The following is a 21,489-nucleotide window of genomic DNA, read 5'->3' on the forward strand; positions in this document are numbered from 1 at the left end:
AAAGCAGGTGCGGAACGCGCCTGCTTTCTGCTATAATATTGATGCGGCAGAGTCTGACAGAGGCTGGGGAGGAGAATGATATGGGCACATACCTGAATCCCGGGAAACAGAGTTTTCAGATGGCAGTTAACTCCGGGATATTTGTAGACAAGACAGAGATGATCGCCTATTTGAATTCTGTCGTGAATACACAGCAGCGGTTTGTAAGTGTTTCCCGTCCTCGAAGATTTGGGAAAACGATGGCGGCGGATATGATCTGCGCTTATTATGACAGGACAGAAGAAAGCAGGGAACTGTTTGAAAAAAGAAAGCTCGCCTCATGCACATTCGATCGTGCCAGAGAAAAAGAAAGAGCCTGGGATGAATATCTTGGAAAATTTGATGTGATCAGGGTAGTGATGACCAGGTTTATCAAAAAGGGGACATCCGTTTCCAAAGCTCTGGAAAAAATGCAGCGGCTGATCATCCGGGAGTTGAAGAAGGAATATCCTGATGTTGATTATTTCAGCGATGACGATCTGATCCAGGCATTGGATGATGTTTATGCGGATAATAGACGGAGGGTAGTGATTGTCATTGACGAATGGGACGCAGTTTTCAGAGAAAGGCAGAATGACAGAGACGGGCAGACGGAATACCTGGATTTTCTCCGCGATCTGATGAAGGACAACAGCCACATTGCGCTTGCTTATATGACCGGAATACTCCCGATTAAAAAATACGGAAAACATTCCGCACTGAACATGTTTACGGAATATTCGATGACATTCCCCCGGCAAATTGCGCCCTATACCGGTTTTACAGAAAAAGAAGTAAGAGATCTCTGTGAAAAATATGGCCGGGATTATGAACGCATCAAAGATTGGTACGATGGATATGAAGTAAGCGATATCATACCGCCGGATCCTGATCACGAAAAGCTTAAGGTGACAGGTGGACCGCCAAAAGCGGTTAAATATTCACTTTACAGTCCGCTGTCTGTTGTTGAAGCGATGACGACCGGAGTCATTAAGGACTATTGGAACAAGACGGAAACCTATGAAGCATTGGCGGATTATATCCGAAAAGACTATGATGGATTAAAAGACGCAGTTGCTCTTTTGATGGACGGAGCCCGGCTGAGAATAGATACATCCGCTTATCAGAATGACATGACGACATTCTCGGGGAAGGACGATGTGCTCTCACTGCTTATTCATCTTGGCTATCTTGGTTTTGATGATGAGAGAAGCGAGGTGTTCATTCCTAATCGTGAAATACTGGACGAGTTCAAGACCTCAACCAGGTCTGAAGAATGGGATGAACCCTTGAGAGCATATGAGGCGTCCGGTGAGCTGCTGAGGGCAACATGGGCAGAAGATGCGGAGAAAGTGGCTGAATTGATTGAGACGGCACATAATTGCGCCGGGAATAGAACTTATAACGATGAAACCGCATTGAGCTATAGTATTCAGCTGGCATATTATGCTGCGCAAAAGTATTACACGACCATACTTGAACTGGATACAGGCAAAGGGTTTGCGGACATTGTTTACCTTCCATCACCCATGTATCCGCATATTCCTGTACTTTTGATAGAACTGAAATATGATAAATCGGCAAAGGGGGCTATTGCCCAGATCAGGAGACAAGATTATCCCGCAAGACTGGAGCATTACAGAGGGAACATTCTTCTGGTTGGAGTCAATTACGACAGGGATGTTTCAAACGTGAAACCAGAGTTTAAGCATCATACCTGTGTCATAGAAAAGGCGTAGACAGTATATCAAAACCGTTATATGGATCATGACAGCTGCCTGTGAATGACCAGGATCACCCGGCTGGAACGCATTGGCGTTCCAGCTTTTTTCATATCAGTATTTATTTCATTTATTCACTTCATTTATTTTCATTTCACGAATTCTTTACAAATTGCTGTTGACATAAGGTCTTTAGGGTGATATTCTCTCAAATGAAAGATGTTAGCACTCGAATCGAGTGAGTGCTAACAGAGAACAGAAACAGACAGAAAGGAAGTCAGCATATCATGGTAGAAAAGACAGTGGAGGAAATGCTGCAGGAGGAGATTCCTGTGACAGGAGAAGCCTCGGAGGAAGCTTCCACAGAGGAGACTTCGGGATCCGATGCAGCCGCTGATACTGACAGCATGGATGCCGATCAGGAAGAGAGCGGGGAGGCCGCAGAGGAAGAGACTTCGGAAGGAGAGGCCTCCGGCGATGATCTCGATCCTGATGAAACCGGTGAAGATAAAAAAGGCTTTTTTAAAAAGCTTAAAAAAGGTGATAAAGAAAAGACAGCCCTTCAGGAGAAGATCGAGGCTCTTGAGGACCGGGTGAAGCGCCAGATGGCGGAGTTCGACAATTTCCGCAAGCGCACCGAAAAGGAGAAACAGCAGATGTTCTCCATGGGTGAGCGAAATGCCATCGAGAAAATGCTGCCGATCGTCGATAACTTTGAGCGCGGCCTGGCCACTGTTCCCGAAGAGGAAAAGGACGGCCCGCTGGCCAGCGGCATGGAGATGGTATACCGCCAGCTTCTGAAGCAGCTCGAAGCTATGGGCGTCGCCCCGATCGAGGCGGTCGGAAAGGAATTCGATCCCGCCTTCCACAATGCGGTCATGCAGGTGGAGAGCGACGAATACCCGTCCGGCACAGTCGCCCAGGAGTTCCAGAAGGGATACACCTATCACGGAACGGTCATCCGTTACAGCATGGTGGGCGTCGTCCAGTAGTCCATTGCTGAAAGGGGCCGGCGGATAATCCCATAATTTTGAAAGCTGGAGAATATAACCGCGGCAGCTGCCGCGTTGACCATAGATCTTCCATTTAAGTCAGGTATACAGGAAAAGGAAATACAGGAAAGGAAATACAGGAAAAGAACTTACAGGAAAAGAAGAGTAAGAATAAAGTAAGAAAAAGAATAGCAGGAAAAACAGTAGGAAAAAGAAGAATAAGAAAAAAGATTATCGAATTTTATCGAATTATTCGTAAAAATAAGGAGGGAAATCATGAGCAAGATTATTGGTATCGATCTGGGAACCACCAACAGCTGTGTGGCAGTCATGGAGGGCGGCAAGCCCACCGTTATCGCGAACGCCGAAGGCGCCCGCACGACACCTTCTGTAGTGGCTTTTACTAAGAATAATGAGCGTCTGGTCGGCGAACCCGCAAAGCGTCAGGCCGTTACCAACGCGGACAACACCATCTCTTCCATCAAGAGGGATATGGGCACAGACCACGGCCGCACCATCAACGGCAAAAAGTACAGCCCCCAGCAGATCTCCGCATTCATCCTGCAGAAGCTGAAAGCGGACGCAGAGAGCTACCTGGGCGAGAAAGTAACCGAGGCAGTCATCACTGTCCCCGCCTACTTCAATGACGCACAGCGTCAGGCGACCAAGGACGCCGGCAAGATCGCGGGCCTCGAGGTCAAGCGTATCATCAACGAGCCCACAGCGGCAGCTCTGGCCTATGGCCTGAACAACGAAAAAGACCAGAAGATCATGGTCTACGACCTGGGCGGCGGCACATTTGATGTCTCCATCATCGACATCGGCGACGGCGTCATCGAAGTCAAGGCCACCAACGGCGACACCCACCTGGGCGGCGATGACTTTGACCAGAAGATCATCGACTGGATGGTCCGTGAGTTCAAAGCCAAAGAGGGCGTTGACCTCTCCAAAGACAAAATGGCTATGCAGCGTCTGAAAGAGGCGGCTGAGAAAGCCAAGAAAGAGCTCTCCAGCGCAGTCTCCACCAATATCAACCTGCCTTTCATCACTGCTACGGCAGAGGGACCCAAGCACTTTGACATGGATCTGTCCCGTTCCAAGTTCGAGGAGCTGATCAGCGACCTCGTCGAGAAGACAGCGATCCCTGTCCAGAACGCTATGCGTGACGCGGGCCTGAACAACTCCGACCTCAGCATGGTCCTGCTGGTCGGCGGATCCACCCGTATCCCCTGCGTGCAGGAAAAGGTTAAACAGCTGACCGGCAAAGAGCCTTCCAAGACTCTGAACCCCGACGAGTGCGTGGCTCTCGGCGCTTCCATCCAGGGCGGCACGCTCTCCGGCGACAAGGATGCCGGCACAGATATCCTGCTTCTGGACGTCACGCCTCTGACCCTGTCCATCGAGACCATGGGCGGCATCGCGACTCCTCTGATCGAGCGCAACACCACCATCCCGACCAGGAAGAGCCAGGTGTTCTCCACGGCGGCTGACAACCAGCCCGCTGTTGACATCAACGTCCTGCAGGGCGAGCGTAAATTTGCCCGCGACAACAAGTCCCTCGGCCAGTTCCGCCTGGACGGCATCCCGCCCGCAATGCGCGGCGTGCCGCAGATCGAGGTCACTTTCGATATCGATGCCAACGGCATTGTCAATGTTTCCGCAAAAGACCTGGGCACAGGCAAGGAGCAGCACATCACCATCACTGCCGGTTCCAACATGTCTGACGAAGAGATCGAGAGGGCTGTCAAGGAAGCTGCTCAGTACGAGGCTGAGGACCGCAAGCGCAAAGAGGCTGTCGAGGCCAGGAACGAAGCGGACTCCATCGTCTTCCAGACCGAAAAGGCCATGAAGGAAGCCGGAGACAAGATCGACGGCGCCGTCAAGGGCACAGTCGAAGCTGACATCGCGGACCTCAAGGCGATCCTCGAGCGCACCAAAGACCAGACAGATATCAGCGATTCTGATATTGACGCCCTCAAGAGCGGCAAGGAGAAGCTGATGAACGACGCCCAGCAGCTGTTCGCCCAGATGTATCAGGGCGCGCAGGGCGCGGCAGGCCCCGACATGGGTGCAGGCGCAGGCGCGGCAGGCAATTACCAGCAGCCTCAGGGCGGCGCGGATGACGATGTCGTCGACGGCGACTACAGAGAAGTATAAAAGACCAAGATAAAAGACCAGGTATAAAAGACCAGGTATAAAAGACGGAGTGTAACAGCTTTACAAATACATCCGGGTGTGGTATAAAAATATTTTGTTGCCGTCAGGCAATGACGATGCCCAGGCCGTACCAGCGGCCTGGGCTAAATGTGTGATTAAGACTTTGTGTGTGATTAAGACTTTGTGTGACCTGAACGCAGGACGGATTGGGTGTTTATATGGCAGAACAGAAAAGAGATTATTATGAGGTCCTGGGCGTGGAAAAGAGCGCGTCAGAGGACGAGATCAAAAAGGCGTACCGCAAGCTCGCAAAAAAGTATCATCCGGATATGAACCCGGGCGACAAGGAGGCGGAAGCCAAGTTCAAAGAGGCTTCAGAGGCCTATGCAGTCCTGAGCGACAGCGAGAAACGGGCCAAGTATGACCAGTTCGGCCATGCGGCATTTGACGGCAGCGGCGGCTTCGGCGCAGGCGGATTTGACTTTACCGGCGCGGATTTCTCAGATATTTTCGGGGATCTTTTCGGCGGCATGTTCGGCGGCGGCCGCAGCAGGGGCGCTTCCAACGGCCCCATGAAGGGCGCGAATATCCGCACCAGCGTCAGGATCACCTTCCTGGAAGCTGTTTTCGGCACAGAAAAAGACCTGACCATGAACCTCAAGGATCCCTGCCCCACATGTAACGGAACGGGCGCAAAGCCTGGGACATCACCCCAGATGTGTCCCAAGTGCGGAGGCAAGGGACAGGTGGTCTTTACTCAGCAGTCCTTCTTCGGGACGGTCCGGAACGTACAGACCTGCCCGGACTGCGGAGGAAGCGGCAAGATCATCAAGGACAAGTGCACGGACTGCGGCGGTACCGGTTATATCACCAGCCGCAAGACCATCAATGTATCAATCCCTGCCGGAATTGATAATGGTCAGAGTGTCCGCATCCGCGAAAAGGGCGAGCCCGGGATCAACGGCGGACCCCGCGGCGATCTTCTGGTGGAGGTCATCGTATCTCCTCATGAGACCTTTGAGAGGGATGGGATCGATATCTTTTCCATGGTCAGGATCTCCTACCCCATCGCAGCCCTCGGCGGCAGCGTCATGATCGACACCGTCGACGGCAGGATCGTCTACGACGTGAAAGCCGGCACACAGACAGGAACGCAGATCCGTTTCCGCAACAAGGGCGTGCCGAGCCTTCGAAACAAGGACATCCGGGGCAACCATTATGTGACCTTGGTGGTGGAAGTCCCCACGAAACTCAGCAAGGAAGCCAAGGAGGTCCTGCGCAAGTTTGACGAACTGACAGGAGACTCCCTCACCGCTGTGGAACGCGCGGGAAATAAGGACAATAAAGACGGCGAATCGGAAAAGAAAGACCATAAGGAAAAGAAAAAGCACTTTTGGGAAAAATAACTTCCGGGGAAAGGGCTTCCGGAAAAAGCAGTTTCCGGAAAAAGCAGTTTCCGGAAAAAGCAGCTTCCGGAAAAAGCAGCCTGCAGAAAAACAGGTTCCGGAAAAGCAGCTTCCGGAAGAAACAGGCTCCGGAAAAGATAAAATTTCCGGAGAAATATTCCGAATGAAATAAAGAGAAAGTTGTCAGGAGCTCTCTTCTGGCAACTTTCGCGTATACGCGTATATCGGGAGACAAGGGATTCCGGCAGCCCGCCGGATAAAAAATGACACGTCACCAGGAACGTCGACAAGACAGATAAACAGGGAGCAGGTACCTGCCATGAAATGGATGAGATTCAGGATCCGTACCAAAACGGACGCAGAGGATATATTGATCAGCTTTATGGAGGATATCGGACTGGACGGAGCCCAGATCGAGGACAATGTTCCTCTGACGGCTGCCGAAAAGGAGCAGATGTTCGTGGACATTCTGCCTGAGACAAAGGCCGATGACGGCACAGCTGTTCTGAGTTTTTACCTGGAGGAGAATGAGGACGGGTCTCTGACTGTGGACGGAGAGAAGTGTACTCCTGAGGAGATCCGCAGCAGGATCCTGGACAAAATAGAGGAGATCCGGGCGTTTACAGACCTCGGCGAGGGAACGGTCAGTGTGGATGAGACAGAAGATATTGACTGGATCAACAATTGGAAACAGTATTTCCACCAGTTCTGGATCGATGACATTCTGGTGATCCCTTCCTGGGAGGAACCGGAAAAAGTGATTGAGAACGGCCGGGAAAAGGTGCCCTTCCTCACCTTCCACATTGATCCGGGAACGGCTTTCGGAACAGGAATGCATGAGACGACACAGCTGTGCATTCGCCGGCTCCGCCAGTTTATCACTCCCCAGACAGACCTTCTGGATGTGGGCACCGGGAGCGGGATCCTGGCTCTCCTCGCGCTCAAGCTGGGGATCCGGTCCGCTGTCGGGACAGATCTTGACCCCTGTACCCTGCCTGCGATCGCGGACAACTGTGCCGCGAACGGAGTCGATCCCGCAAGGTTTGATGTCATTCTCGGCAACCTGATCGATGCCCCTTCTGTGCAGGAACGGGTGGGAGAAGGCCGCTATGATGTGGTTCTGGCCAATATCCTGCCGGATGTGCTGATCCCTTTGACCCCGCAGGCGGTGCGCTGTCTCAAGCCCGGCGGCATTTATATCACCTCCGGGATCCTGATCGAGCGCGCAGGAAGTGTTGAGGATGCCATGCGCAGGGAGGGACTGGAGATCCTGGAGACGATCAGGCAGGGCGAGTGGTGCTGTGTGACCGGCAGAAAGAAGTGACAGAGCTGAAAAAACAGCTGTAACAGGAGACTGTCACAGCAGATTGGAAAAAACCAGCAGAACCGGAGGCGGCCATGGTTCAGGTTTTCGCGGATCTTTCCGCCATGCAGGACGGCATACTGTCCATAGGCGGAAATGACTATAATCATATCAAAAATGTCCTGCGTATGCACCCGGGTGACCAGCTGGCTGTCCGCCCGGACACGGACGGAAACCAAGAAGGGAGCGGAGAATATCTTTTTGAGATCGTTTCCTTTTCAGAGAGTACGGTGATCTGCCGGCTCTTGTCTGTGCGGGAGGCGCAGACTGAGCTCCCGGTGCGGGTCCTGCTGTTTCAGGGCCTGCCCAAGGCCGACAAGATGGATCAGATCGTGCAGAAGACTGTGGAGCTGGGCGTCACGGATATCATTCCCGTGCAGATGCACAGGAGCATCGTGAAGCTTTCCGGCGACAAACGGAAAAAACGCATAGACAGATGGCAGCTGATCGCGGAAGCCGCTGCGAAGCAGAGCAGACGGAGCATCCTTCCGCAGGTACATGACCTGTGCCTGATGAAAGACGCTCTTGCCATGGCAGCGGCGGAGGCAGACCGGATCTTTGTCCCCTATGAAGCGGAAGCCGGCTCTGCCGGGACGCGCGCGATGCTGGAACAGCTGCGCCCCGGGCAGAGGGTCGCGGTTTTTGTGGGACCGGAGGGCGGCTTTGAGGAATCGGAGATTGAACTGGCGAGGGAACAGGGCGCCCAGACGATCTCCCTGGGCAGGCGGATCCTGAGAACGGAGACGGCGGCACCGGCCTTTTTGGCCTTCCTGACCTATCGGTTTGAACTGGACTGAAAACATATCTGTTCTGCTTCTATGCAGATGATGCAGGCGGCATGGAACAGGACATGGAGTAATCAATATGACCGGACAGAAAAGAGACATTTATCTCGACAATTCCGCGACGACGAGATGCTTTCCCGAAGCCGCCGCATTGATGAACGAGATTTTTCTGGAGGATTACGGAAACCCTTCCAGCATGCACCACAGGGGAGTGACTGCCGAGAGACGGGTTCTCGAGGCAAAAAAGACGCTGGCAGGACTTCTGAAAGTAAAGGAAAAAAATCTGTATTTTACTTCCTGCGGGACGGAGTCGGACAATCTGGCCATCATCGGCGGAGCGCTGGCCGCGCAGCGCCGGGGCAGACACCTGATCACGACCAGGATCGAGCATCCTGCGGTCCTGGAGGCAATGAAATACCTCGAAGCACAGGGCTTCGAGATCACATATCTGGGTGTGGACCGGGACGGCCTCGTCTCTGCAGAGGAGACGGCCGCGGCTGTGAGACCGGATACCATCCTGGTCTCTGTGATGCACACGAATAATGAGATCGGCTCGGTGCAGCCGATCGAGGAGATCGGCAGAGCGGTCAAGGCGGTCAATCCCCGCGTCCTCTTTCATGTGGATGCTGTGCAGGGCTTTGGAAAGTCACTGATCCTGCCGAAAAGGATGCACATTGACCTCCTGGCGGCCAGCGGGCACAAGATCCACGGTCCCAAGGGCGTCGGCCTCTTGTATGTGGCGGACGGCGTCCGTCTGGAACCCCTCCTGCACGGGGGCGGTCAGCAGGGAGGCATGAGGTCCGGAACGGAAAACGTTCCCGGCATTGCCGGAATGGCCCTGGCGGCAAAGCTTTTGTGCGGGAATCTGGATGAGGACCGTCAGAGACTGTTCGCCATGAAAAACAGGCTTATTGACAGGCTCCGGGAGATCCCGGATATTGAATTCAACGGAAGGACGGATGAGACGGCGGCTCCCCATATCCTGAGTGTCCGCGTCCGGGGCGTGCGGGCGGAGGTCCTGCTGCACGCGCTGGAGGACAAGGGAATCTATGTCTCATCGGGAAGCGCCTGCTCCTCGAATCATCCGCGCCCCTCTGAAACACTGGCTGCGATCGGCACTCCGGCTTCTGAGATGGACAACTCCATCCGCATGAGCCTCTCCGTAATGAATACAATGGAAGAGATGGATGCGGCTGCTCAGGCCGTCGGGGAGATCGTTCCGCTTTTGAGAAAATATATAAGACGATGAGGACTGCCTGCCACACAGGGCTTTTGAACGGTGTACAAGGAATAGAACGGTACACTGAAAATGAAGGGATTCTCTATGAATAAATACGATGCTTTTTTGATCAAATACGCCGAGATCGGGATCAAGGGCAAGAACCGGCATGTCTTTGAGGAGGCGCTGGTCCGCCAGATCAGGATCGCTCTGCGCCCCTGTGAGGGACGGTTCGCGGTGAGCCGGACTTACGGAAGGGTGTTTGTCGAAGCCCACAGCGATTACGATTTTGATGAAGTGACCGAGGCGCTCTCTCATGTGTTCGGTATCTGGGGGATCTGCCCTGTCGCGGTCCACGACCTCATGCCGCTCCCCGACCTGTGCAGGACGGCTGCGGCTTTCATGCAGGAGGAGTATCCGGAAGGGATCCATACCTTTAAAGTACGCACAAGGCGCATGAACAAGGAATATCCGCAGGACTCCCTGGAAGTCAATGCGGAGCTCGGCCGCGCTGTCCTGGAAGCCTGCCCCGGCATGTCTGTCGACGTACATACACCGGAGATCATGCTGAGCGTGGAGATCCGGGAGAAGCTGTATCTCTATTCCCATGTCATCCCCGGACCCGGCGGGCTTCCTGTCGGTGTCGGCGGCAAGTGCATGCTCCTGCTCTCCGGCGGGATCGATTCCCCTGTGGCGGGCTATATGGTCGCCAAGAGGGGCGTCCGCATCGATGCAGTCTACTTTAACGCTCCGCCCTATACCAGTGAGCGGGCCCTGCAGAAGGTCGTTGACCTCGCTAAAGAAATCTCTGTGTATACCGGCCCGATCCGCCTGCACAATATCAATTTTACCGAGATCCAGCTTTACATTTATGAAAAATGCCCGCACGACGAGCTCACGATCATCATGCGCAGATACATGATGCGCATCGCCGAGCGCCTCGCGAAGGAAAATGACTGCCTGGGTCTGGTCACCGGAGAGAGTATCGGACAGGTCGCCTCGCAGACTCTGGCCGCCCTGGCTGTAACCAATGAAGTCTGTACGCTTCCCGTCTTCCGCCCCCTGGTAGGCTTTGACAAGGAGGAGATCATCCAGGTCTCCAAAAAGATCGGGACCTTTGAGACATCCATCCTGCCCTATGAGGACTGCTGTACGATCTTTGTCGCAAAGCACCCTGTGACGAAACCCAGAGCGGAAGTCATCCGCGCGCACGAACACAATCTCGATGAGAAGATCGATGAAATGGTGGACCGCGCCATAGCGACGGATGATATCATCAATATCAGCAGCTACAGACCGGAGTGATTGCTTTCCGGATCCTTCACTGCCTGTACAATGTTGTGAAATGTACTGTGCTGTGAACAGAAAAGGGGAGCCTTTGTGAAAAAGGCTCCCCTGCTGTTTCTCTCCTGCGGGATTATAATATCGGAATATAATTCCTGACTATAATTCCGGATCATAATATCGGAATATAATTCCTGATGATAATACCTGATTATAATTCCTGACTATAATTCCGGATTATTATTTTCGGACTGTTATTTCCCGGATCATTATTTGTCCCGGGTCATTATTTTCAGATGATGTAGGGCTCAAGAGCCTTCAGGATCTCATCCATATTGTCAGATGCGTGAATATTCAGGTCGATCGGCTTGGAAAGATCCAGAGAAAAGATCCCCATGATGGATTTTGCATCAATGACATAACGGCCGGAAACGAGATCAAAATCATCGTCGAATTTTGTAAGAGTGTTGACAAAAGATTTGACTTTGTCGATAGAATTGAGAGAGATTGTTACTGTCTTCATGCGTATCGTTCCTTTCAACTTTTTAGCTGAAGCGTTGACTGCCCCGAAGCGTAAAAAAGCGCGGGAAGGCGTCAACGGCTGTCGTTTTTTCCTTTACTGTTTCATATAGCTTTATATAGTCACTATAAAATCAGAGGGTATAAAAGTCAAGAGGCGGTCTGAACCGTAAACCCCAATCCGCTCTTCAAACGAAAGATTTGTATCATATGAAAAAGGCTGCTTTTCACAATCTGGGCTGCAAGGTCAACAGCTATGAACTGGATATAATGCGTCAGATCCTGCTTGAGGAAGGGTACGAGGAAGTGCCGTTCCACGAACAGGCAGATGTCTATGTGATCAATACCTGTACAGTGACGAATATCGCTGACCGCAAGAGCCGGCAGATGCTGCACCGGGCAAAAAAACAGAACAGGGAGGCGGTTGTCATTGCCGCGGGCTGTTATGTGGAAACGGATCCTGAGCGGGTGGAGAAGGACGACGCCATCGATCTCGTGATCGGCAACAACAGGAAATCCGAGATCGGGACGATCCTGAGAGAATACCTTGAAAACAGAGAAAAGCAGAGGGGCGGGAAAGAACCGGAAAAAGAGGAAGAACAGGGCAGGCAGGATAAGCCTTTTTTCAAAGAGGATCTCACCTGTTCACCTGTCTATGAAGACATGCAGCTCGAAGTCCCCGGGCACACGAGGGCTTTTATCAAGATTCAGGACGGCTGCAACCAGTTCTGCAGCTACTGTATCATTCCCTTTGCGCGCGGCCGTATCCGCAGCAGGGATAAGGAGGAGATCCTGCGGGAGGCGGAAAGACTGGCTGCGGGCGGGATCCGTGAGATCGTCCTGACCGGGATCCATGTCAGTTCCTACGGTCTTGACCGCGGGGCTGAGGGGCCTGTCCGCTTTGATCCGGACAAGTCAGGTGATGCTCTCCTGGATCTGCTGCAGGATTTGAGTTCTGTCAATGGTCTTGAACGGATCCGCCTGAGCTCCCTGGAACCCAGGATCATGACGGAAAGCTTCATTTCCAGGCTTGCTGCGCTCCACAAGGTCTGCCCGCATTTCCATCTCTCCCTTCAGAGCGGATGTGATGAGACCCTGCGCCGCATGAACCGGCACTATACAGCTGCCGAATATGCGCAGAGTGTCTGTCTTCTGAGGCAGTATTATGACCGCCCGGCTTTGACTACCGATGTCATTGTCGGTTTTCCCGGAGAGACTGAAGAGGAATTTGAGACCACCTGCGCGTTCCTTGAGAATATCGGCTTTTACGAGATCCATGTTTTTCGCTATTCGAGAAGAAACGGGACTGTGGCGGCGAAAAGAAAAGACCAGATTCTGGAGCCTGTCAAGGCGGTGAGGAGCGACCGGCTCCTCGAAATGACAGCAGCCCAGGCGGCGGCATACCGGGCACAGTTTGCCGGAGAGAGGGAGACCCTGCTGCTGGAGGAGGTCTGCGAACATGAAGGTGTGCATTACTGGACAGGAAACACGACCCGGTATGTGACGGGGGCATTTCCTGTCTCCGCATCAGAAGGGACCGGCACTTTGAAGGCTGGCGATCTGGTATCGGGCGTTTTCGGGACCCGGGAGATTCCTTTCTCCAGGGGGGCAGCCCTGTGTTTTATACCGGATGATGTCCCGGCCCCGACAGGGCATGTACTGTGACGCCGCTTGACCAGCCCTGGCCCGTCCCGGAATGCTCCCGGCATGAAGGCCGGAATGCCCCCGGCATGAAATCCCGGCATGCAGTCCCGGTATGCAGTCCCGGTATGCAGTCCGGGTATGCATAAAAGTATTTCCTGAAAACATGATTGATTCAAGGACACAAATAGAGTAAGATAGGTGAAAAGCTGTTTTAGCTCATTAGCAGAACGCGCGTCCGGAATTGCAGGGCAATGACTGGTTTGACTGAAGATCCGGACCGCTGACCGAGATCCAGCTGCTGTAACGGGTCCTGCCGAAACGGCCCCGGGAGGCAGCAGACAGTGAGGCATTCTAAATGGAAGATAGAACAAAAAACAACCTTGAGAATACGCAGTTTTTCCGGGTTCAGCCAGAACCTGTCAACGGTGTTCAGAAGATCCTTTCCGTTGTTTACGAAGCTCTTTCCGAGAAAGGGTATGATCCGGTCAGCCAGATCGTCGGGTATATCATGTCCGGCGACCCCACCTATGTGACTAACTACAAGGGAGCCCGCAGCCTCATCATGAAAGTGGAACGGGACGAACTGGTCGAAGAGATTATGCGGAGCTATATACAGTGTCACAATTGGTCGGAATGATCAGGCCCTGACGGGGACCTGTCAGCATTCCGAAGATGATTGACGGGCAGGATGTAATGGCAGAACGCATATGAGGATCATGGGATTGGATTTCGGCGGAAAAACCTGCGGCGTAGCGCTCAGTGATCCGCTGATGATTACGGCACAGCCCCTGGAGATCATACGCAGAGACCGGGAGAACAAACTCAGGAGAACTCTTGCCAGGATCGAGGAGCTGATTATAGAGTACGAGGTAGGCCTGATCATTCTGGGGCTGCCGCTGAATATGGATGATACGCAGGGAGAGCGGGCAAGGAAGACCCTTGAATTCAAGGAGGATCTTCATAGAAGGACCGGTCTCCCGGTTATAATGTCCGACGAAAGGCTGACGACTGTCGAGGCAGAGGAAATCATGAAAAAGCAGGGGATCCCCCGGGACAAATTTCACGATTACGTGGATATGATCGCGGCCGGGATCATTCTTTCAGATTATCTCGAAAATCACCGCGAACAGCTCCGGGAAGGCCTTTCCCGCTTTGAATGGGAAGAAGAGTGAACATGAAAAAAGTGCAGTTTATTCCGGACGGCGAAGACCGTGCCGTTGATTTTTTTGTACTTGAAGAAACCAGGCTTGCCGGAAAACAGTATCTTCTCGTCACGGATGTTCCTGACGGAGACGGAGAAGCACTGATCCTGCGCGCCTGCAAAGGTGAAACAGAAGAAGATAAATCATTTGAGATTGTGGAGGACGAAAAGGAACTCTCCGCAGTCCTTTTACTTATGCGCGACAGCCTTGAGGAGCTTGGAATAGAGGTCCAGGAGTGAGACAGCAGGCCGGCGCGCCTACAATGGAAAGAAGACGGAATTGAAGAAAGTGGCATTTGGAAAAAAAGAAATTAAAAAAGATAAGAGAAATACTGCAAAGAACAAAAAAGAGCTTTTAAAGAAAAAAACTTTTAAAAAGGAAACTGGAAAAAAAGGTTTATCAGAAAAGGAAACTGAAGTAAAGAAAGCTGAAGCAAAGAAAACAGAAGTAAAGAAAACAGAAGCAAAGAAAAGCGCAGCCAGGCCGGCTGTAAAAAAGGGACTCTCCGGAAAACCGAAAGCGGATGTAAGGGCTGCGGGGCCGAATATCCTGAGAAAGAGTAAAAGCCCGGAGAAGAAAATAACAGGAAAAACAGGTCCGGAAAAACAAAAAGAGTTTAGAAAAAGCACGGAGAAGAGATTTTTCGAAGAAAAGAAGCCGGGAAAGAAGAAGCCTGAAAAGAAAGGTTCTGATAAGAAAAATCCCGCAAAGAAGGAGTCAACACAGAACAATCATCTGACAAGACCTGACCGTGAAGTAATGTTTCCGGAAAAAGAGATCCGGGAGGGAGAGGTCAGAGGAAGAAAAAAACACGAGAAAACAGTCTCTCCGGGGATGTTATTTTCTGCTCGGAAAAATGCAGTCAATAACCTGAGCGGGAATTTGACGGAGAGAGCAAAATCCGGAAGAGGAGACCTCTTGAATAATTTAATAGAGACAAACAAGGAATCTGAGCAGACCCTCAAGATCGTTCCTCTGGGGGGACTTGAACAGATCGGTATGAATATCACTGCTTTCGTATACGGCGACAGCATTGTGGTAGTGGACTGCGGACTGGCGTTCCCCGAGGACGACATGTTCGGCATCGATCTTGTGATCCCTGATACGACGTTTCTGGAGGAGAATCTCGACAAGGTCAAAGCGTTTGTGATCACACATGGACACGAGGATCATATCGGAGCCCTCCCCTACGTACTGAAAAAGATCAATGTACCAGTCTACGGGACCCGCCTGACAATGGGTATCATTGAAAACAAGCTGCGGGAGCACAATCTGCTGAATACTACGGAAAGGCATGTCGTCTCCTTCGGAGATGTCATCACGCTCGGACAGTTCCAGGTGGAATTTATCAAGACCAACCACAGTATTGTGGATGCAGCGGCGCTTGCCATCACTTCTCCCGCAGGGACGATCGTCCATACGGGCGACTTTAAAGTGGACTACACACCGGTCTACGGGGATGCTATCGACCTGCAGCGCTTCGCGGAGCTGGGAAATGACGGTGTCCTGGCGCTGATGTGTGATTCCACCAATTCCAACAGGCCCGGCCACACGCCTTCCGAAAAGGCGGTCGGCAGGAACATCGACCAGATCTTCCGTGATCACTCGGACACCAGGATCATCATTGCGACCTTTGCCTCCAATGTGGACCGTGTCCAGCAGATCATTGATTCCGCTTATAAATATGGCAGGAAGGTCGTGGTCGAGGGCAGGAGCATGGTCAATATCATTGAGACCGCGACCAAGCTCGATGTACTCAAAATCCCGGAAAACACTCTGATCGACACCGACCAGCTCAAAAACTATCCCGGGGAAAAGACAGTCATCATCACGACCGGCAGCCAGGGAGAAAGTATGGCGGCTTTGAGCCGCATGGCGGACGGCCTGCACCGCAAGGTCACGATCGGCCCCAACGACACCGTGATCTTTTCGTCCAGCCCGATCCCGGGCAACGAAAAGGCTGTCACGGCGGTGATCAATAAACTCCTTCTCAAGGGCGCGGACGTCATTTCCCAGGATGTCCATGCCTCCGGCCATCCCTGCCAGGAGGACGTAAAGCTGATCTACCACCTCGTGCAGCCCAGATACTGCATCCCCGTTCACGGAGAGTACCGGCACCTCAAGGCCCAGGCGAAGCTCCTGAGAGGTCTGGGGTATGACAAACAGGATATTTTTATCCTACATTCCGGTGATGTCCTGGAGTTCGGAAAAGACGGAGCCGTTGTGCGTGAAAAGGTCCAGGTGGGTAATATCCTGGTGGACGGGATCGGAGTCGGCGATGTCGGAAACGTCGTGCTTCGCGACCGCCAGCATCTGGCCGAGGACGGCATCGTGATCGTTGCCTTCGCCCTCGAATCCGGCAGCTGCCAGCTCCTGTCCGGACCGGAGATCACCTCCCGCGGATTTGTTTATATCAAAGAAGCAGACGATATGATGACCGGGGCGGCCGCAGTGGCGGAGGAATCCATTTATCATTGCCTGGAGACCGGCGTGACGGACTGGAACCGCTTCAAGAGCGCCGTCAAAGACAGCCTGAGTGACTTTTTCTGGAAAAAGACCCAGCGCCGTCCTGTCATCCTGCCTATGATCCTGGAAGTATGACAGGGGATTGACTTGACAGATTCATCCATCGGGACCGGCAGACGCCGGATGCGCCCTGCGGGTTCCGTATAAGACATCCGGGGCACCGGCCCGGACACCAGGGAAAACCTCCCTGGACCGTTCCGACAGGAAGCGGAGGAGACCCTATGAAGAAAGACAACAGAGAAGCGGGAATCCTGGAGACGCTCATCGGAGTGCTGATGGATGCCCTGCCCATAGTCTGCGCCTTTTTTATCGTGACGTGGGCAGGCGCCGCCTATACAGAAGGATACGGACTGTTTGTCCAGAAGGGGATGGACAGATCCGGGTCCGCCCATACGGAGATCGTGGAAGTGACGGAGGAGGAAGCCTCTTCCGCCCTTGCTGTCGGACGTGTCCTGGAAAAACAGGATCTGATCCGCAGCAGGTTTGCTTTTGCCATTAAATCAAAGCTGTCCGGATATGACGGCCTGATCCTCCCGGGACAATATGTCCTGTCCTCTGACATGACGGCAGAGGAGATTCTGCAGAAGATATCCACAAAGACCGCAAAAGCCGGAACTGAATCGGGAGGAGCGGCCGCAGGCGGGGAGGACGAGCAGGAAGAAGGCAGCCGGTCCCGGGAAAGCGACGACGCTGAGAAGGAGAATAAGGATGTGTGGGGACAGTATTGATTCCGGAGAACGGAGATCCTGTGCTGCCGACCCTCACCGGATGGACGTTTTTGTTGAAGCAATGGATTCCGGAGAACGGAGATCCTGCGCTGTCGACCCTCACCGGATGGATGTTTTTGTTGAAGCAATGACACCTCCGGGTCCGGCACATCTGCGCAGCCTGGAGAAGCAAGCCCTGGACGAGGGCGTACCTGTTATCCGCCCCCAGACGCAGAATCTCATCCGTTTTTTTCTCACGCTGAACAGGCCGGGGAGGATACTGGAGATCGGTACCGGTGTGGGCTTTTCTGCTCTTTTCATGCAGTACTATGCCCCCCTGGACTGCAGGATCACTACGATAGAGATCGACCCCGTCCGCGCGGAAAAGGCGCGGAATAATTTCGTCCGGGATGATTACGCCCGTGACGCTTTCAACAGTACATCAGGGATCATCCAGGAAAAAAGAAGACCGCTCGGACACAGCCTGGCAGAGTCCTTTATGGATACGGCCGGGCCGCAACCCGGTGCTCACGGGGGCGCCGGCACCATCGAACTTCTCGAAGGCGATGCAGCGGACATACTTCCCCGGATCCATGAAGACGCTTCCTTTGACCTGATCTTTATGGACGCGGCCAAAGGCCAGTATATCCGGCTTCTGCCGGAAGTGCTGCGCCTGCTTGCGGAGGGAGGTCTGCTGATCACCGACAATATTCTGCAGGAGGGGGATGTCCTCTCCTCTCGTTTTGCTGTCACGAGGAGAAACCGCACGATCCACCACCGCATGCGCGCCTATATCCGTGCTTTGATGGAGGCGCCGGAGCTGGAGACCCTGCTCGTGCCGTCGGGGGATGGAGCGGCGGTCTGTGTCAAAAGACAAAACGACCCTGCCGGAAGACGGCCGGAAAAGAATATCAGTGAAAAACCGGAATTGAAATCTTAATATTCGAAACAGCTGGAAATTTAATATACAGTTGGAATTTTAATATACAGAAGAATTATAATATACAGAAGAATTATAATATACAGAAGAATTTTAATATTCAGAACAGATAGAAATGGAAAAAAGATGGAAGACAACCCGACCGAAGCCGGAGCTTCTGATCCCCGCAAAGGATCTGGAGGTCCTGCGGACGGCGGTCAATTTCGGAGCGGACGCGGTCTATATCGGGGGTGAGGCCTTCAGCCTGCGGGCGAAGGCGCGCAATTTCAGCCCCGATGATATGCGCGAGGGGATCGCCTATGCCCATGAGAGGGGCGTGCGGGTTCATGTCGCCGCTAATATTTACGCACACAACCAGGATCTGGACGAGGCCAAGTCCTATTTTGAATTTCTGGAAGGGATAAGGCCGGACGCGGTCCTTATTGCTGACCCCGGCATGTTTATGCTTGCCAGGGAGCACTGCCCGGGGATCCCGATCCATATCTCGACACAGGCCAACAGTACCAATTACGGGACTTTCCGCTTCTGGCACAGCCTTGGCGCTTCCCGAGTGGTATGTGCCCGGGAGCTTTCGCTGCGGGAGATCGCCCAGATCAGGGAGAATACCCCCGGGGATCTGGAGATCGAAGCCTTTATCCACGGCGCGATGTGTATTTCCTATTCGGGAAGATGTCTTCTTTCCGCCTGGTTTACGGGTCGGGATGCCAACCGGGGCGCCTGTACCCATCCCTGCAGATGGAAATATGCGGTGGCGGAAGAGAGCAGGCCCGGGGAATACCTGCCGGTCGAAGAGAACGAAAGAGGTACCTATATCTTTAATTCCCGCGACCTGTGTATGATCGATCATCTGCCTGAGCTTGCCCGGGCCGGGATCGACAGCCTCAAGATCGAGGGACGTATGAAGACTGCCCTCTATGTCGCGTCGATCACCCGCGCTTACCGGCGCGCTATTGACGATTACCTGGAGAGCGATGAAAAATATACCGCGGGAATGGACTGGTACCGCAGGGAGATCCGCAAATGTACCTACCGCGATTTCACGACAGGATTTTATTTCGGCAGGCCGGATACGCAGTCCATGGTCTATACCGACAACACCTATTCCAGCGATGCCGTTTTTCTCGGAATCGTTGAAGAAGTCCGGGAAGAAGCCGGGGACGCTCCGGGTTCCGTGGTCATCCATCAGAAGAACAAGTTTTCCGTAGGGGATACCATAGAGATCATGCGCCCGGATGGAAAAGACAGGCAGGCCCGTGTCCTCGGGATGCGGGGCGGGGACGGGGAGCCGGTGACGTGCGCTCCTCATCCGGGAGAGCGGATCCGGTTGTTTCTGGATGCTCAGGCCTGTGAAGGAGATCTGCTGCGCGCAGTCAGATAAGGAACTGCCGTGAACAGTCAGACAGGGGACTGCTGCGAACAGTCGGATTAAAAACTGTTGCAAACAGTCCTATAAGAGGCTGTTGGGGACATTTCCTGTATACGGATGGGAGGCAAATATGAAAATCATAGTGATCGGCTGCGGCAAGGTCGGTTCGGCGCTTGCGAGGCAGCTCAGTGAAGAAGGCCATGACGTCAGTGTCATAGACAGAAATCCGGAGGTCGTCAATGAAGTGACTTCCAGCTGTGATGTCATCGGTATTGTGGGCAACGGCGGCAGCCATGCTGTGCAGAAGGAAGTAGGGATCGAGGACGCGGATCTTTTGATCGCCGCGTCGGATTCCGACGAATTGAACCTTCTGAGCTGCCTGATCGCAAAGAAAGCAGGTAACTGCAGCACGATCGCCCGTGTCAGAAACCCGATCTACAACAGTGAGATAGGATTTATCCGGGAGGAACTGGGGCTTTCCCTCACAGTCAATCCCGAATACGCGGCAGCCATGGAGGCCTCCCGCCTTCTGAAATTCCCGTCCGCGATCAAGATCGAGCCTTTTGCCCGCGGTCATATTGAGCTGCTCAAATTCCCGATCTCGGGGAATTCCCCCATCGGCGGGCACACACTGGCGGAGGTTACCAAAAACATCGGTGGAGATGTCCTGGTCTGTGCCGTGGAGAGAGGCCCGGAGCATAATGTCACGATCCCCGACGGTCTTTTCCGCCTGCAGGCGGGAGATATCCTCAGCATTATTGCTGGTCCCAAGAGCGCCCACGCGTTTGTGGAGAAGGCAGGGCTGAAAAGCCGCAGTGTCTCCAACTGCATGATCATCGGCGGCGGAACGATCGCCTATTATCTGGCCAGGATCCTCCTGGACAGCCATATCGATGTCACGATCATTGAGAAGAAACCCGAGGTCTGCAAGATGCTGGCGGAGGAATTGCCCGAGGCCAATATCATCTGCGGCGACGCCGCCAACCAGAACGTCCTCCTCGAGGAAAAGATCGAGAGCATTGAATCCTTCGTCAGCCTGACCGGGATGGATGAGGAGAATATTTTCCTCTCCCTCTATGCCCGCAGGGCTTCTTCCAGGGACGTCAAGCTGATCACCAAGGTGAACCGCATCAATTACGACGATATTATCGACGACATGAACCTGGGAAGCATTCTCAATCCCCAGAAGATCGTCGCGGAATATATCGTCCGCTATGTCCGCGCGATGGAAAATTCCATCGGCAGCAACGTCGAGACACTCTACAATATTATCGAAAACAAGGCGGAGGCTCTGGAATTCCTGGTCCAGGAGGGCGCTCCTGTCATCGGGATCCCCCTTATGCAGCTTCCGCTCAAAAAAGATGTCCTGGTGGCCTGTATTTACAGAAACAGGCAGGTCATTATTCCCAACGGTCAGACCAAAATGGAAGTGGGCGACAGGGTCATCGTGGTGACGACAAAGATCGGTTTCCAGGATATTAGGGATATTCTGGAGGAGACCCGTTGACAGAACCGGGCATGAGCACGCGAACCACCCCCGGGGCCGGTCACCGAAGGATCATTGGTCATCGGATGACCGGTAACGCAAAAGTACCCCGGGTTTTGCCGCGGCCTGAGAAGTAACTGTTGACCTATGTGTT

18 protein-coding genes are annotated in these 21,489 nt (G+C 53.2%); 17 read left to right on the forward strand and 1 reads right to left on the reverse strand.

Going from position 1 to position 21,489, the window contains the following annotated elements:
• The first annotated feature begins 80 nt into the window (after positions 1 to 80).
• The 8 genes from BLT02_RS01550 to thiI all read left to right on the forward strand — a co-directional run bounded on the left by BLT02_RS01550 (position 81) and on the right by thiI (position 10,966).
• Complete coding sequence (locus BLT02_RS01550) at positions 81 to 1,757, forward strand: AAA family ATPase (protein WP_092991154.1); 1,677 nt, start codon at positions 81 to 83, stop codon at positions 1,755 to 1,757.
• Between the two features lie 269 nt (positions 1,758 to 2,026).
• The gene (grpE, locus tag BLT02_RS01555) at positions 2,027 to 2,731 is read left to right on the forward strand and encodes a nucleotide exchange factor GrpE (protein ID WP_092991106.1); all 705 of its coding nucleotides are present in this window, start codon (positions 2,027 to 2,029) and stop codon (positions 2,729 to 2,731) included.
• A gap of 276 nt (positions 2,732 to 3,007) precedes the next feature.
• Complete coding sequence (gene dnaK, locus BLT02_RS01560; protein ID WP_092991107.1) at positions 3,008 to 4,888, forward strand: molecular chaperone DnaK; 1,881 nt, start codon at positions 3,008 to 3,010, stop codon at positions 4,886 to 4,888.
• 218 nt (positions 4,889 to 5,106) lie between these two features.
• Positions 5,107 to 6,294 carry a molecular chaperone DnaJ gene (gene dnaJ / locus BLT02_RS01565; protein ID WP_092991155.1) on the forward strand — a complete coding sequence of 396 codons (1,188 nt, stop codon included), beginning with the start codon at positions 5,107 to 5,109 and terminating at the stop codon, positions 6,292 to 6,294.
• 319 nt (positions 6,295 to 6,613) lie between these two features.
• On the forward strand, positions 6,614 to 7,618 hold the full coding sequence (locus BLT02_RS01575) for a 50S ribosomal protein L11 methyltransferase (RefSeq protein WP_092991109.1): 1,005 nt from the start codon (positions 6,614 to 6,616) through the stop codon (positions 7,616 to 7,618).
• A gap of 74 nt (positions 7,619 to 7,692) precedes the next feature.
• Positions 7,693 to 8,454, forward strand: coding sequence for an RsmE family RNA methyltransferase (locus tag BLT02_RS01580; protein WP_092991110.1), 762 nt, complete (start codon positions 7,693 to 7,695; stop codon positions 8,452 to 8,454).
• 67 nt (positions 8,455 to 8,521) lie between these two features.
• Positions 8,522 to 9,691, forward strand: coding sequence for a cysteine desulfurase family protein (locus BLT02_RS01585; protein ID WP_092991111.1), 1,170 nt, complete (start codon positions 8,522 to 8,524; stop codon positions 9,689 to 9,691).
• A 75-nt stretch (positions 9,692 to 9,766) separates the two neighbouring features.
• On the forward strand, positions 9,767 to 10,966 hold the full coding sequence (gene thiI / locus BLT02_RS01590; RefSeq protein ID WP_092991112.1) for a tRNA uracil 4-sulfurtransferase ThiI: 1,200 nt from the start codon (positions 9,767 to 9,769) through the stop codon (positions 10,964 to 10,966).
• Positions 10,967 to 11,237: 271 nt separating this feature from the next.
• Here the strand turns inward: thiI and BLT02_RS01595 are convergent, their stop codons facing one another.
• Positions 11,238 to 11,468 (reverse strand): HPr family phosphocarrier protein, encoded by a 231-nt coding sequence (locus BLT02_RS01595; RefSeq protein WP_092991113.1) that lies wholly within the window; start codon positions 11,466 to 11,468, stop codon positions 11,238 to 11,240.
• 206 nt (positions 11,469 to 11,674) lie between these two features.
• On the opposite strand from BLT02_RS01595, the gene mtaB reads away from it, so the two are divergent.
• The 9 genes from mtaB (at position 11,675) to trkA (ending at position 21,356) form a co-directional block, all read left to right on the forward strand.
• The gene (gene mtaB / locus BLT02_RS01600) at positions 11,675 to 13,129 is read left to right on the forward strand and encodes a tRNA (N(6)-L-threonylcarbamoyladenosine(37)-C(2))-methylthiotransferase MtaB (protein WP_092991114.1); all 1,455 of its coding nucleotides are present in this window, start codon (positions 11,675 to 11,677) and stop codon (positions 13,127 to 13,129) included.
• Between the two features lie 334 nt (positions 13,130 to 13,463).
• Positions 13,464 to 13,745: an IreB family regulatory phosphoprotein gene (locus tag BLT02_RS01605; RefSeq protein ID WP_092991115.1), complete on the forward strand. Its 282-nt coding sequence runs from the start codon at positions 13,464 to 13,466 to the stop codon at positions 13,743 to 13,745.
• Positions 13,746 to 13,815: 70 nt separating this feature from the next.
• On the forward strand, positions 13,816 to 14,280 hold the full coding sequence (ruvX, locus tag BLT02_RS01610; protein WP_092991116.1) for a Holliday junction resolvase RuvX: 465 nt from the start codon (positions 13,816 to 13,818) through the stop codon (positions 14,278 to 14,280).
• Positions 14,281 to 14,282: 2 nt separating this feature from the next.
• On the forward strand, positions 14,283 to 14,549 hold the full coding sequence (locus BLT02_RS01615; RefSeq protein ID WP_175453639.1) for a DUF1292 domain-containing protein: 267 nt from the start codon (positions 14,283 to 14,285) through the stop codon (positions 14,547 to 14,549).
• 679 nt (positions 14,550 to 15,228) lie between these two features.
• Positions 15,229 to 16,911 (forward strand): ribonuclease J, encoded by a 1,683-nt coding sequence (locus tag BLT02_RS01620; protein WP_347474853.1) that lies wholly within the window; start codon positions 15,229 to 15,231, stop codon positions 16,909 to 16,911.
• Between the two features lie 146 nt (positions 16,912 to 17,057).
• Positions 17,058 to 17,564, forward strand: coding sequence for an endolytic transglycosylase MltG (locus BLT02_RS01625; protein WP_092991118.1), 507 nt, complete (start codon positions 17,058 to 17,060; stop codon positions 17,562 to 17,564).
• Positions 17,545 to 18,483 carry an O-methyltransferase gene (locus tag BLT02_RS01630; protein ID WP_092991119.1) on the forward strand — a complete coding sequence of 313 codons (939 nt, stop codon included), beginning with the start codon at positions 17,545 to 17,547 and terminating at the stop codon, positions 18,481 to 18,483. The genes BLT02_RS01625 and BLT02_RS01630 overlap by 20 nt, the downstream gene beginning before the upstream one ends.
• A gap of 115 nt (positions 18,484 to 18,598) precedes the next feature.
• Entirely contained in the window at positions 18,599 to 19,861 is a 1,263-nt protein-coding gene (locus BLT02_RS01635) for a peptidase U32 family protein (RefSeq protein ID WP_092991120.1), read from the forward strand.
• Positions 19,862 to 19,979: 118 nt separating this feature from the next.
• Positions 19,980 to 21,356, forward strand: coding sequence for a Trk system potassium transporter TrkA (trkA, locus tag BLT02_RS01640; protein ID WP_092991121.1), 1,377 nt, complete (start codon positions 19,980 to 19,982; stop codon positions 21,354 to 21,356).
• Positions 21,357 to 21,489 lie beyond the last annotated feature (133 nt).

Origin of the sequence: Sarcina sp. DSM 11001, from assembly GCF_900101015.1 — a bacterium.
In the GTDB taxonomy this organism is placed as follows: domain Bacteria; phylum Bacillota; class Clostridia; order Lachnospirales; family Lachnospiraceae; genus CAG-791.

Excerpts from the sequence above, each read along its gene's own strand:
- ruvX (WP_092991116.1), top strand. The coding sequence starts at position 13,816 with ATGAGGATCATGGGATTGGATTTCGGCGGAAAAACCTGCGGCGTAGCG.
- dnaK (WP_092991107.1), top strand. The coding sequence starts at position 3,008 with ATGAGCAAGATTATTGGTATCGATCTGGGAACCACCAACAGCTGTGTG.
- thiI (WP_092991112.1), top strand. The coding sequence starts at position 9,767 with ATGAATAAATACGATGCTTTTTTGATCAAATACGCCGAGATCGGGATC.
- trkA (WP_092991121.1), top strand. The coding sequence starts at position 19,980 with ATGAAAATCATAGTGATCGGCTGCGGCAAGGTCGGTTCGGCGCTTGCG.
- BLT02_RS01605 (WP_092991115.1), top strand. The coding sequence starts at position 13,464 with ATGGAAGATAGAACAAAAAACAACCTTGAGAATACGCAGTTTTTCCGG.
- BLT02_RS01615 (WP_175453639.1), top strand. The coding sequence starts at position 14,283 with ATGAAAAAAGTGCAGTTTATTCCGGACGGCGAAGACCGTGCCGTTGAT.
- mtaB (WP_092991114.1), top strand. The coding sequence starts at position 11,675 with ATGAAAAAGGCTGCTTTTCACAATCTGGGCTGCAAGGTCAACAGCTAT.
- BLT02_RS01550 (WP_092991154.1), top strand. The coding sequence starts at position 81 with ATGGGCACATACCTGAATCCCGGGAAACAGAGTTTTCAGATGGCAGTT.
- BLT02_RS01635 (WP_092991120.1), top strand. The coding sequence starts at position 18,599 with ATGGAAAAAAGATGGAAGACAACCCGACCGAAGCCGGAGCTTCTGATC.
- BLT02_RS01625 (WP_092991118.1), top strand. The coding sequence starts at position 17,058 with ATGAAGAAAGACAACAGAGAAGCGGGAATCCTGGAGACGCTCATCGGA.
- BLT02_RS01580 (WP_092991110.1), top strand. The coding sequence starts at position 7,693 with ATGGTTCAGGTTTTCGCGGATCTTTCCGCCATGCAGGACGGCATACTG.
- BLT02_RS01630 (WP_092991119.1), top strand. The coding sequence starts at position 17,545 with ATGTGTGGGGACAGTATTGATTCCGGAGAACGGAGATCCTGTGCTGCC.
- grpE (WP_092991106.1), top strand. The coding sequence starts at position 2,027 with ATGGTAGAAAAGACAGTGGAGGAAATGCTGCAGGAGGAGATTCCTGTG.
- BLT02_RS01575 (WP_092991109.1), top strand. The coding sequence starts at position 6,614 with ATGAAATGGATGAGATTCAGGATCCGTACCAAAACGGACGCAGAGGAT.
- BLT02_RS01595 (WP_092991113.1), bottom strand. The coding sequence starts at position 11,468 with ATGAAGACAGTAACAATCTCTCTCAATTCTATCGACAAAGTCAAATCT.
- BLT02_RS01585 (WP_092991111.1), top strand. The coding sequence starts at position 8,522 with ATGACCGGACAGAAAAGAGACATTTATCTCGACAATTCCGCGACGACG.
- dnaJ (WP_092991155.1), top strand. The coding sequence starts at position 5,107 with ATGGCAGAACAGAAAAGAGATTATTATGAGGTCCTGGGCGTGGAAAAG.